The sequence below is a fragment of the Flavobacterium pasteuri genome (assembly GCF_048286615.1).
Lineage (GTDB): Bacteria > Bacteroidota > Bacteroidia > Flavobacteriales > Flavobacteriaceae > Flavobacterium.
Window position 1 is genome coordinate 29660 of the sequence record NZ_JBLVPN010000003.1, and the last position, 12959, is coordinate 42618.

A 12959-nucleotide genomic window follows, 5' to 3' on the forward strand; every position below is an offset into this window, starting at 1 on the left:
TCAATGCTATTATTAAAATTTAAAGTTATAACTCACTGCTGGAACTACACCAAAAATCGAAGTTTTTACAGCTTCATTGCTTCCGGTATCTGTATTTTGTCTGAAATTGATAGAAGCGGCATTTTTTCGATTATATAAATTGTAGATACTAAAAACCCATTCGCCTTTCCATTCCCTATTTTTGTTTTTTGATGGAGTCAAAGTAGCGGCAATATCAAGATGATGATAAGCAGGAAGACGATTTTCATTTCTCAATCCATAACTAGGCACATTGATTCCTAAATATTCATATTGCCCAACAGGATAGGTTACTGGTTGTCCCGTTTGTAGTGCAAAATTAGCTCCGAAAGACCATTTCTCATTCAAATTATACGATGTGGTTACAGCAACATTATGCAATTTATCGTAAACGGAGTTGTACCATTGACCGTTGTTGATTCCGGTTTCTGCTGAAGTTCTTCCTGGGGTTTGTTGCTCAGATTTGGATAATGTATACGAAATCCAGCCGTTAAATTTTCCTTCGTTTTTTCGGAACATGATTTCTAAACCGTACGATCGTAATTGCCCGTTCAAGATTATTTGCTCGATGGCTTTATTGGCAATTAAATCAGCACCATCAATATAATCCAAGCGGTTATGAACTTCTTTGTAATAGGTTTCTACTTCAAGAGAATACATGTCGTCACTGAAGTTTTTAAAGTAACCCAAAGCCACCTGATCGGCAATTTGTGGTTTTATAAAACTATCACTTGGCGTCCAGACATCAAGTGGAGTAGGCGATGAGGTATTCGAAATTAATTGTAAATACTGCACCATTCTGTTGTAACTCGCTTTTATGGATTGCTCTTCGTTGATTTGGTAGGCTAATGAAAAACGGGGCTCCAAATAATTATAGTTTTGCATGACTTTATTTCTGTCGTAAAATTTAGTGCCAATTGGAGTTGCTTTTTCATAAATCTGTAACGCGGAATTGAATGTTACAGGATTATTGTCAGCATAAATATTCACGTTGGATTGACCTAAACGGTAAAACATACTGTAGCGAAGTCCGTAAGAAAGCGATATTCTATCGGAGATTTCTTGATCAGCGTTGATGTAAACTGCGGGTTCAAAAGCATATTTTTTGTCCAATTGGTCAAAATTAATTCCGGAGTTCTCATCAGATGGTTTGATGGTTCCTGGATTGAACTCATAATAAATTCCGTTTACACCGTAATTCAATTTGAATTTATCCGAAATATAATTCTTAAAATCATACTTGATATTGTAGTTTCTAATGCCGGAATCCCATTTGAAACCTACAAAATCCAAATCTAAACCGTAATAATAATCGCTGTAAATAAGTGATAAATTCGAAAATAGCTTTTCAGAAAACAGGTGATTCCAACGCAAGTTTAAAGTTGCATTTCCATAGATATTGGTAAAACTTTTATTTAGGCTGAAAACATCACGACCAAAATACCCTGATAAATAAAGACTGTTGTTAGAATCTAATTTATAACTCAGTTTAGTATTCAAATCATAGAAATAAGCCGAGTTGTTTTTTTGTTCTTCGGAGAGCTTCAGGAATAGATGTGCGTATGAACTTCTACCACCTATAAGGAACGAACCTTTGTCTTTTACCAATGGTCCTTCGGCCAAAATCCTACTGGAAATCAATCCGATTCCTCCATTGACATGGAAACCTTTGCTGTTACCGTCCTTTTGATAAATGTCTAAAACAGAAGAAGCTCTTCCGCCGTAGCGAGCCGGAATTCCGCCTTTGTATAATTTTAAATCTTTGATTGCATCCGGATTAAAAACGGAGAAAAATCCAAAAACATGTGATGAATTAAAGATGGTTGCTTCGTCCAGTAAAATCAGATTCTGGTCGGCTCCACCACCACGAACATTAAAACCGGAAGCGCCTTCGCCAGCATTAGTAACTCCGGGAAGTAACAAAATAGATTTTAAAACATCGACTTCACCCAGCACAACGGGCATTTTTTTGATGGCCGAAATGGAGAGTTTATTAACGCTCATTTCTGGTTTTTTGATATCAATTTTTGTTTTATTATCCGTAATGATAACTTCTTGCAAAGCGGTTTCATTGCTGTATAAATTAAAATTGTTTTTTATATTTTGGTTGAGAGATATTGATTCGGAAATAGTCAGATAACCCAAATAACTTATTTGAATATTATAATTTCCTTTTGGTATTGTAATGGAGTAAAACCCATATTCATTGGTAGTTACACCAGTTTTTAACTCTGGAATCACGACGTTTACACCTATTAAAGTTTCATTGCTGTTGGCGTCAATAATAGTTCCGCTTAATGTAAATTTTTCTTGTCCGAAAGAGGAGAGTGCAAACAGTAATACAGCTAAAAACGTAATAATTTTCTTTGGAGTCATTGTTTAAATTTTGTCAAAATGAAAAAACGCAAAGTACACTAAATTGAATAGCAATTGTCATATAACAACTGTTAAGTTATTGCTAATATAAAAAAAAAGACAACCGTTTCCAGTTGTCTTTTAAATATAATTAATGACTTTATTAAGCAATTTTTGCCAATATAGTATTGAAAGTTTCGCTTGGGCGCATTGCCTTGCTAGTTGCTTCAGGATTTGGTTGATAATGACCGCCAATTTCCTGAGGTTTTCCTTGAGCTGCAATTAATTCGGCGTTAATTTTCGCTTCGTTTGCTGCAAATTCTGCTGCAATAGGAGTAAAGATGGCTTTTAAAGCAGGCTCTTTATCTTGTGTTGCCAAAGCTTCCGCCCAATACATTGCTAAGTAAAAGTGAGAACCACGGTTGTCAATTCCTCCTAGTTTACGTGCTGGAGATTTATCAGTTGCTAAGAATTTTTCTGTTGCAACATCAAGAGTTTCTGCTAAAACAATTGCTTTTGAATTGTTTAAAGTTTGCCCTAAATGTTCTAATGAAGCACCCAAAGCCAAGAACTCACCAAGAGAATCCCAACGTAAATATCCTTCAGCCGTAAATTGCTCTACGTGTTTTGGAGCTGAACCACCTGCACCAGTTTCAAACAAACCACCGCCATTCATTAATGGAACAATAGAAAGCATTTTTGCTGATGTTCCTACTTCTAAAATTGGGAATAAGTCAGTTAAATAATCACGTAGTACGTTTCCTGTTACAGAAATAGTATCCAATCCTTTTACAATTCTGTCTAATGTGAAGTTTGTAGCTTCAATAGGATTCAAGATTTGGATATCTAAACCGGTTGTATCGTGATCTTTTAAATATTTAGTAACTTTTTCAATAAGTTCTCTATCGTGTGCTCTATTATTATCTAACCAGAAAATAGCAGGAGTATTAGATAAACGTGCTCTGTTTACAGCTAATTTAACCCAGTCTTGAATTGGGGCATCTTTTGCCTGACACATTCTGAAAATATCTTTGGCTTCAACGGCTTGTTCCATCAAAACGTTTCCGTTTGTATCTAAAACACGTACCACTCCGTTCTCAGTCATTTGGAATGTTTTGTCATGTGAGCCGTATTCTTCTGCTTTTTGTGCCATCAAACCTACGTTTGGAACACTTCCCATTGTAGTTGGGTCAAAAGCACCATGTTTTTTACAAAAATCAATTGTTGCTGTATAAACACCTGCATAACATCTATCCGGTATCATGGCTACGGTATCTTGTTGTTTACCATCTTTATTGTACATCTGTCCTGAAGTACGAATCATAGCTGGCATAGAGGCATCTACAATCACATCCGAAGGAACATGAAGATTTGTAATTCCTTTTTCAGAATTTACCATGGCCAATCCTGGACCATTTTCAATTGCATGGTTTAATGCCGCTTCTACTTCAGCTTGCATCGGATGTCCTGCGATTTTTGCATATACATCACCCAAACCATTTCTGGTATCAATGTTCAATTCATTAAATAAGGCAGCGTATTTTTCGAAAACAGCAGCAAAATATACTTCTACAATCGCACCAAAAATAATGGGATCAGACACTTTCATCATAGTCGCTTTCAGGTGAACTGAAAGTAGTACGTTTAATTTTTTTGCTTCAGCAATTGTTTTGGCAACAAATGTTTTTAAAGCGTTCAAGTTCATTACTGAACTGTCGATTATTTCACCTGCTTTTAATGGAGTACTTGCTTTCAAAATAGTAGTAGAACCATCTTTAGCAACGAATTCGATTTTTACATCAGTAGCATCAGCAAGAGTAATTGATTTTTCACTTCCGTAAAAATCACCGCTTTCCATAGTGGCTACGTGTGTTTTTGAGTCAGCAGACCAAGCTCCCATAGAATGTGGGTTTGCTTTAGCGTAGTTTTTTACTGCTTTTGGTGCTCTACGATCAGAGTTTCCTTCGCGTAAAACAGGATTAACCGCTGAACCTAATATTTTAGAGTATTTGGCTTTGATGGTTGCCTCAGCTTCATTTTGCGGTTCTTCAGGGAAGTTTGGTAAATTATACCCATGAGATTGTAATTCAGTAATAGCTGCTTTTAATTGAGGAACAGATGCCGAAACATTTGGTAATTTTATAATATTAGCTTCTGGGGTTGTTGCTAATTGTCCAAGCTCTAGTAAAGAATCTCCTGTTTTTTGATTTTCTGCCAAAAACTCCGGGAAATTTGCTAAAATTCTTCCGGCTAAAGAAATGTCTCTAGTTTCAATTTCAATGTCAGAAGTTGATGTAAATGCTTGTACAATAGGTAAAAATGAATACGTTGCCAATAAAGGCGCTTCATCAGTAAGTGTGTAAAAAATTTTTGATTTCTGTGTCATTTTTTTATTTTTATAATCGAATCACGGTTAAATGTAGCTTACATAAGGTATTTCACTTAAAATAAGGCGGACAAATATATGAAAATCAGATGTAATAGAAGGTGGATTTTATGTAGAAAAATACGAATTTTAAGATTACTAACTTGTTATTCTTATATTGTTAGTTTTAGGGGTTCATTAATCCTAAATTAGGAATTTATGGGGAAAATAGTAAACAAAAAAAGTCCCAACAGTGTTGGGACTTTTATAATAAAGAGACAGTAGACTATCTTCTTTTATCTTTAATTTTAGCTTTTTTACCAGTAAGTTCTCTGAAGTAGAAAATTCTAGCTCTACGTACAGCACCTTTCTTATTGATTTCGATTTTTTGTAAAGCAGGAAGATTTACTGGGAAGATACGCTCAACTCCAATAGCTCCAGACATTTTACGAATTGTAAAAGTTTCGGTGTTAGCTGAACCTCTTCTTTGGATTACAACTCCTTTGAAAAACTGAGTTCTTGTTTTTTCACCCTCTCTAATTTCGTAGTAAACGGTAATAGTGTCTCCAGCTGCAAAAACTGGGAATTCTTTTCTTGTCACGAATTCGTCTTGAACGAATTTCATTAAATCTGCCATGATAATTTTTTAATTATGGTTCGTATTAAATCAACATTCACGGATCTCGCCAGAGGTTGAACTAATGTGGGCACAAAAGTATAGAATTATTTTGAATTATAAATTATAAATCATGAATTATTTGATTCCTTACACTGAGCTATTTAGAATATAAAATGTAGTATTTATAGTAATTTTACCTGTTCCTACTCAGTAACCGGGTATCTAAATACTGCAACTTAATCTGTTTTTTTATTTAGGCTGTTGTTGAGTAACACAATGAATCATTCCTCCATTGGCATACAAATTACGAACATCAATACCAATCACTCTTCGAGTAGGATACAAACTCTGAATTAATTTATTGGCAACTGCATCATTTGAATCATTATAATTGGGGACTAAAACAACAGTGTTTGCTATATAATAGTTTACATAAGACCCTTTGTACCCTAATTTTTTACCATAGGTTGTTACAACATCATTTTGAGATAATGGGAGTTTTAGAAAAGTATAACTTTTGCCGTTTTTGTCTTTTGAATTGTATAAGATGTTGATGTCTGTTTGTGGTACTTCCCAATACAATAAATCGCTTTCATTCATAGTAACAATCGTAGAGGTATTTCCAAAACGTGCAAATCCATCAATGTGCATGTCTGTTATTTCTCTTCCTGCTTTCCCAGCCAACCAAATAAAGTTTGTTGTGCCAAGGTTTTTCTTGAAAATAGCTTCGGCTTGTGCTTGGGTCATTCCTGGGTTGCGATTGGAATTCAAAATAGCACTTTTGGTTGCCAGTAATGTTCCATTTCCATCTGTTTCTATAGCTCCACCTTCATTGATCATAACGGAGTTTAAATCTATAACTGTAGTTTTTTGATCGGATGCAATTTGAGTTGGAATGCTATTGCAATTTGAAAATGATGCTTTTTTCCCCCAACCATTAAACCCCCAATCTTGAATTACCAATTGGCTATTTTTGTCCCTTACATATATAGGTCCATTGTCTCTAACCCAAACATCATCTGTTTTGTAGATTCTAAATTCAATATTGGATAATGAAACTCCTGCGGTTTCTAATAAGGAAATGATTCTTGCTTTTTCGGTAACATCATAGGCGACGATGTGGACTTTTTCACTTCCTGTTAATGATTGAGTCATTGCAACCCAAGTGGCATCCAGGTCGTTTCTATAGTCAATTCCATATTGATATTGATGAGGCCACTGTAACCATGTGCCTTCGTGAGGTGCGGATTCTTCGGGCATAGTGTACATAATTTCGGAATTGATTGATTGATCAGGAATAGTTGCTTCAGTATCTTCTTGGCAAGATGTAAATAATGGAAATAATAAGGATATGAAAAATAATTTGTTCATCTTAGTTTGATATTAAATTAAAACAGTGATTGTCGTTTATTACTAGTAGTATGACATGAGCAAATGTATTACTAAACTGAAATCAATATGTTGTCCAAAATGGACAAATCATAAAAGCGGAATAAAAATAGCCGTGAGATAGTCGGCTTCATTATCGCAGTTTACATCATTTTTTAAATAATGTTCAATAACGGGAGAATGAGAGCATTCAAAATCATTGTCCAGAAACCAACCTCCATATATTTGTTGATAGCTTTCTTCTAGTAAGTTGTAACTTCCTTGATGAAAAAACCGAGCATAGTTGCCTCCAAATATAGATTTTGTAGGTAAGTTTTTGATTAAGGAGCTAGTGGCAATACACGCATCGTAAGTGCATTTGGATTTTTCGGTAATTACAATATCATCGGCAATAACACCATAGTATTCAGTATTACTAGCTAAAAAATCATTTTCTAATACTGCAGCCCAAAGAATTTCTATTTCGGGGTTGATATATGAGGTTTTACAACTCGAGTAATAAACAATTTTTTCGGGGATGAAAATTATTTCAGGTTTTAATACACAAGTAATAGTTTGTACAGGATAAGCATCATTCAATAAAAGTTCTTTTTGGTTTCTCGCAAATGAAGGGGAGTAATTAAAATGTTTTTTGAATGTTTTCGAGAAAGATTGCACATCGGAAAAACCTATTTCAAGAGCAATGTCAGAAATTTGTTGATTAGAATACAAAAGTTTTTTATACCCATTTTCAACTTTCAAACGCGTTTGATAGGCACCAATTGTTTCATTAAAAAGAGAATAAAAAATACGCTGTAAGTTTCTGTACGAATAACAAGAGATGGTTTCTAGAAAATCAACTGAGATTGTTTGGTTATAATGGGTCTCAATGTAATTTCGAGTATTGTAAATTCGTTTTTTATTGAAATCACTCATTGATTTGGTATTTATAATACTTAAAACTACTCCTCCAATAAATCCGGTCGTCTGTTCTTAGTGTGTTCGTACGCCATATCTTCGCGCCATTTATCAATTTTGGCAAAATTTCCGCTGGTCAAAACCTCCGGAACTTTCCATCCGTTGTAATCCGCAGGGCGAGTATAAATAGGTCCTGACAATAATCCATCCTGAAAACTATCCGTCAAAGCTGAGGTTTCATCACTTAAAACTCCCGGAATTAATCGGATTAATGCATCGGATAGTACCAAAGCACCTAATTCTCCACCAGACAAAACATAATCACCAATAGAGATTTCTTTGGTAATAAAATGATCGCGTACTCGCTGGTCTACACCTTTATAATGTCCGCAAAGGATAATAATATTTTCGTACATTGACATCGTGTTCGCCATTTTTTGGTTCAGGGTTTCCCCGTCCGGCGACATATAAATGATTTCATCGTAGGTTCTTTCGCTTTTCAAATGGGTAATACAGGTATCAATAGGCTGCACCGTCATGACCATTCCAGCACCACCGCCATACGGATAATCATCTACACTTTTTTGTCTGTTTGTGGTATAATCCCGTAAGTTATGAAAATGAACCTCTACTAAACCTTTGTCAATAGCACGTTTCATAATTGAGGCCTCAAACGGACTTCGCAATAATTCAGGGAGAACGGTAACAATATCGATGCGCATAATTTTGAATCTTAGTTTGAAAGGTGCAAAGGTACAAAGTTGCAGAGGTTTTCAAATAACCAAATCAATGATTAAACTTTTTTAGACACTATTTTAGCTTTTTGCTGAGCGAATGATGCTTTTAACAAGAATTAATTCTTCAAAGCAATATTTAATACTATACTTTTTTCAACTACTTTTATATCTTAAAAATAAATCACTTATTTATGCGAATTTTTTCGAAAATAATCGTTGCTAGTTCCTTGTTTTTAGTTACTTCTTTCCAAACTGAAACGCTCTATGCACAAAACAAATCTGTTAAGATGACTAATCCTCTTTTACAAAAAAGTATGTTGCAGTATCAAGCACCGACTTTTGATTTAATCAAAGATGAACATTTTAAACCTGCTTTTGCATATGGTTTGAAAATTCACGGTCAGGAAATTGAAAAGATTGTAAACAACCCAGCTAAACCTACTTTTCAAAATACGGTATTGGCATTAGAAACCAGTGGCGTAGACTTAGGAAGAGCAATGGGTATTTTTTATAATTTATCGGGGGCTAATACTAACCCAGTATTGCAAGCGATTGATGAGGAATACGCTCCAATTTTTTCGGCTCATAATGATAAAATTTATTTGAACAGCAAGCTGTACAATCGCTTCAAGGCATTGAATATTGCTGCTTTAAAAGGAGAAGATAAAAAGTTAATACAGTATTATTTGCAACAATTTGAATTAGCCGGAGCAAATTTGTCAGCTGCCGATAAAGATAAAATGAAAAAAATCAATGAAGAGTTGGCGAGTCTGAGCACTTCATTTAATAATAAGCTTCTAATAGCCAGAAAAAATGGAGCGGTTTTATTTGATAACGTAAATAATTTAGCAGGTTTAAGTGCTGATGAAATCGCTGCTGCAAAGGCAAAAGCTGTAGAAGCCGGTCAAGACGGAAAGTATTTAATAGGACTGTTAAACACTACTCAGCAACCATTATTGCAAAGTCTTACTAACAGGGCCACGAGAGAAAAGATATTTAAAGCATCATGGAATCGTGCCGAAAAAAATGATGATGGTGATACTCGTGAAGTAATAGAGCGAATGGCAAGATTACGTTTGCAAAAAGCAAATTTAATGGGTAAGAAAAGTTTTGCAGAATGGAAATTACAAGATCAAATGGCGCAATCACCGGCACCAGCGATGGATTTATTAGCAAAGATTGCAGGTCCGGCAGTTGTAAAAGCAAAAGTTGAAGCCAAAGAAATTCAAGATTTGATTGATTCACAAAACGGAGGATTTAAATTAGAGCCTTGGGATTGGAACTTTTATTCAGAGCAAGTGCGTAAAGCAAAATATGATTTAGATGAAAGCCAAATAAAACCGTATTTCGAAATTGGTACTGTTTTAGAAAAAGGAGTATTTTTCGCAGCACAACAAATGTATGGCATCACGTTTAAAGAAAGGAATGATTTACCGGTCTATCATCCGGATGTAGAAGTGTATGAAGTATATGATAATGACGGAAAATCAATTGCAATATATTATTTAGATTTCTACACAAGAGACAATAAAAACGGTGGTGCTTGGATGAGTAATTTTGTGAATCAGTCGCATTATTTAAAGCAAAAACCAGTTATTGTCAATGTCTATAATTTCTCAAAACCAGCCGGAGGAAATCCATCCTTGATTAGTTTTGATGATGTAACCACGCTTTTTCATGAGTTTGGACATACTTTGCACGGATTGTTTGCAAACCAGCAGTATGTAACGCTTTCAGGGACATCTGTACCGCGTGATTATGTAGAGTTTCCTTCCCAAATCAATGAGCATGCGGCATTGGATCCTTTAGTTTTAAAAAATTATGCGATACATTATCAAACCAAACAAGCTATTCCTCAGGAGTTAATTGATAAAATCAAAAAAGCGGATACCTTCAATAAAGGATATGTTGTTACGGAACTTTTAGCAGCGGCAACACTGGATATGGCTTGGCATAGTGTCGAAAAGGAATCCGATTTCAAACCTACTTTAGTTTTCGAAAAAGAAGCGTTGCAAAAATACGGCTTGTTGGTAAATGAAGTTCCAACGAGGTACCACACGCCTTATTTTGCCCACATTTGGGGCGGAGGGTATTCAGCAGGATACTATGCCTATACGTGGTCAAAAACATTAGATTATAATGCTTTCGATTGGATGCAGGCCAATGGTGGTATGACAAGAGCCAATTGTGAACGTTTTAGAAAGTACATTTTATCAGTGGGTAATAGTGTCGATTTAAACAAAGCTTTCAAAGATTTTATTGGGCATGACATGCAAATAGAACCGTATTTGAGAAATGCGGGTTTATTAATGAAATAATAAAATTTTGGTATAAATAATTAAAATGACATTCGTAAGGATGTCATTTTTTTTAGGAGCTATTTCCAGCTTTACACGCTATCTTTCCTTGCTTAAAGAAAGCAAGAAAAGGATGTTGTTTCAATCTGGGCTAGGATGTAGTGGAATTATGAGATTAAAGAGCCGAATTTGCGTGGCGGAAAAGATTATAATTATATGAAAAAATCTAGATAACTTACAAACTATCAAATAACCAAATCAACCAATCTCTCAATTCCCTTTTTAAAATTAATTTCGTAAATTTGCCTTTCAATAAAAATCAAAAAAAATGGAAAACGGAATATATGCTAAATTCAACACCACTAAAGGTGCTATTTTAGTAAAACTAACACACGATTTGACTCCTGGTACAGTGGGGAATTTCGTAGGATTGGCAGAAGGAAATTTAGAGAATAAAGTAAAACCACAAGGGGTTAAATTTTATGACGGATTAAAATTCCACAGAGTAATTCCTGATTTCATGATTCAAGGTGGTTGTCCACAAGGAACAGGAACTGGAGATCCAGGGTATAAATTTGATGATGAATTTCATCCAAGTTTGAAACACGATCGTCCGGGAGTTTTGGCAATGGCTAATTCAGGACCTGGAACAAATGGTTCTCAATTTTATATTACCCATATCCCTACGGATTGGTTGGATAACAAACATACCGTTTTTGGTCATGTGATTGAAGGACAAGATATTGTTGATGCTGTTGAGCAAGGTGATGTTTTAGAATCTTTAGAGATTGTTAGAGTAGGAGAAGAAGCTAAAAATTGGAATGCAATTGAAGCTTTTATCACTTTCAAAGGTTCTCGTAACAAGCGTGATGCAGCTTTAAAAGCAGATGCTGAAGCCGCTATGGAAAAATTAGCCGCTGGTTTCGAAAAAACAGAAAGCGGTTTGCGTTACCAATTCATCCAAAGAGGTGAAGGTAAAAAAGCAGAGAACGGAAAAACAGTTTCTGTACATTATACAGGACAACTTCCTGACGGAAAAGTTTTTGACAGTTCATATCCTCGTAAAAAACCAATTGAATTTCCATTAGGAAGAGGAAATGTAATTGAAGGTTGGGACGAAGGTATTGCCTTGTTGCGTGCAGGAGACAAAGCACGTTTCGTGATTCCATCTCATTTAGGTTACGGATCTCGTGGTGCTGGAGGAGCAATTCCACCAAATGCTACTTTGATTTTTGACGTAGAATTAATGGATGTTAAATAGTCTAGAACTATTTTTATAATTTATAAAATTTAAAAATCCCAAAACGAAAGTTTTGGGATTTTTTTTGCAATATATAAATTGCGACTTATAAAGTTTGTTAGATTCGAATTTATGAATTTAGAAATTCAATCAAATCTTTATTTAATTTATCTTTTTCAATGTAAAATAATCCGTGAGGAGCTCCCTCATAAACAATAAATTTATTGTCCGGTATTAATTTTGCTGCTATTTCTGAAGTGATTTGCATAGGAACCGTTTTATCTTCATCTCCATGAATAATTAATGTAGGAACATTTACGGAAGCCATTTCATGACGAAAATCGGTTGTAGAAAATGATTTAGCACATTCTAAAGTGGCACGTGGTGATGCAAAAGAACACAGCATTCTGTAATAGTCCAGTAAAGGAGTACTAATAGGTTTGCTGATAAAGCTCACTCCAAAAAATGTTTTTCCAAAATTATCCAGAAAACCAATTCGGTCTTCTTTGATTAGCGTTGCCATACCATCATACTTTTCTTGGGGAACACCATTTGGATTTGAGTCCGTTTGCAGTTGAAATGGTGTAATTGAAGCGATAAGAACCGCTTTTGAAATTCCTTTTCCACCATGACGACTGAAATAACGAACCACTTCTCCGCCACCCATTGAAAATCCAACAAGCGTGGCTTCTTTTAAATCTAATTGCTCAATAATAGCCTTTAAGTCATCTGCTAAAGTGTCATAATCATAGCCATCCCAAGGTTGTGACGATTTACCAAAACCACGACGGTCATAAGCAATTACTCTATAATTATTTTGAACTAAAGTATCAATTTGGTACTCCCACATTTCGTTAGATAGTGGCCATCCATGAATAAGAATTACAGGTTTTCCTTCGCCATAATCTTTAACATATAATTTGACATTTGGTGCAGTTTCAATAAACATGTCTAATCCAGCATTATTTCCCTTTCTCGATTCGCTGCTGTTTTTCTGATTCATTTCCATAATAGTTACTATTTAAAAGATGAATTTAATATT

Annotated in this window: 9 protein-coding genes; 2 read left to right on the forward strand and 7 right to left on the reverse strand. The window is 35.0% G+C overall.

Annotation, left to right across the window (positions count from 1 at the left end; all coding sequences use genetic code 11):
• Positions 1-12 precede the first annotated feature (12 nt).
• From ACNQF6_RS05100 to trmD, 6 genes are all read right to left on the reverse strand, one after another.
• Positions 13-2394 (reverse strand): TonB-dependent receptor, encoded by a 2382-nt coding sequence (locus ACNQF6_RS05100; protein WP_417963854.1) that lies wholly within the window; start codon positions 2392-2394, stop codon positions 13-15.
• 142 nt (positions 2395-2536) lie between these two features.
• Complete coding sequence (locus ACNQF6_RS05105; RefSeq protein ID WP_417963856.1) at positions 2537-4759, reverse strand: NADP-dependent isocitrate dehydrogenase; 2223 nt, start codon at positions 4757-4759, stop codon at positions 2537-2539.
• Between the two features lie 265 nt (positions 4760-5024).
• On the reverse strand, positions 5025-5375 hold the full coding sequence (rplS, locus tag ACNQF6_RS05110) for a 50S ribosomal protein L19 (RefSeq protein ID WP_073354306.1): 351 nt from the start codon (positions 5373-5375) through the stop codon (positions 5025-5027).
• Positions 5376-5606: 231 nt separating this feature from the next.
• Positions 5607-6728: an agmatine deiminase family protein gene (locus ACNQF6_RS05115; protein WP_417963858.1), complete on the reverse strand. Its 1122-nt coding sequence runs from the start codon at positions 6726-6728 to the stop codon at positions 5607-5609.
• 108 nt (positions 6729-6836) lie between these two features.
• Positions 6837-7661 (reverse strand): AraC family transcriptional regulator, encoded by an 825-nt coding sequence (locus ACNQF6_RS05120; RefSeq protein WP_417963860.1) that lies wholly within the window; start codon positions 7659-7661, stop codon positions 6837-6839.
• Between the two features lie 26 nt (positions 7662-7687).
• On the reverse strand, positions 7688-8365 hold the full coding sequence (gene trmD / locus ACNQF6_RS05125) for a tRNA (guanosine(37)-N1)-methyltransferase TrmD (RefSeq protein ID WP_417963862.1): 678 nt from the start codon (positions 8363-8365) through the stop codon (positions 7688-7690).
• A 206-nt stretch (positions 8366-8571) separates the two neighbouring features.
• Here trmD and ACNQF6_RS05130 point away from each other — a divergent pair, with 206 nt between their 5' ends.
• Together ACNQF6_RS05130 and ACNQF6_RS05135 are read left to right on the forward strand one after the other, a co-directional pair.
• On the forward strand, positions 8572-10698 hold the full coding sequence (locus tag ACNQF6_RS05130) for a M3 family metallopeptidase (RefSeq protein WP_417963864.1): 2127 nt from the start codon (positions 8572-8574) through the stop codon (positions 10696-10698).
• 307 nt (positions 10699-11005) lie between these two features.
• Positions 11006-11938, forward strand: a complete 933-nt coding sequence (locus ACNQF6_RS05135) for a peptidylprolyl isomerase (RefSeq protein WP_417963866.1) — start codon at positions 11006-11008, stop codon at positions 11936-11938.
• Positions 11939-12047: 109 nt separating this feature from the next.
• Here the strand turns inward: ACNQF6_RS05135 and ACNQF6_RS05140 are convergent, their stop codons facing one another.
• Positions 12048-12926 carry an alpha/beta fold hydrolase gene (locus tag ACNQF6_RS05140; protein ID WP_417963868.1) on the reverse strand — a complete coding sequence of 293 codons (879 nt, stop codon included), beginning with the start codon at positions 12924-12926 and terminating at the stop codon, positions 12048-12050.
• Positions 12927-12959: the final 33 nt, after the last annotated feature.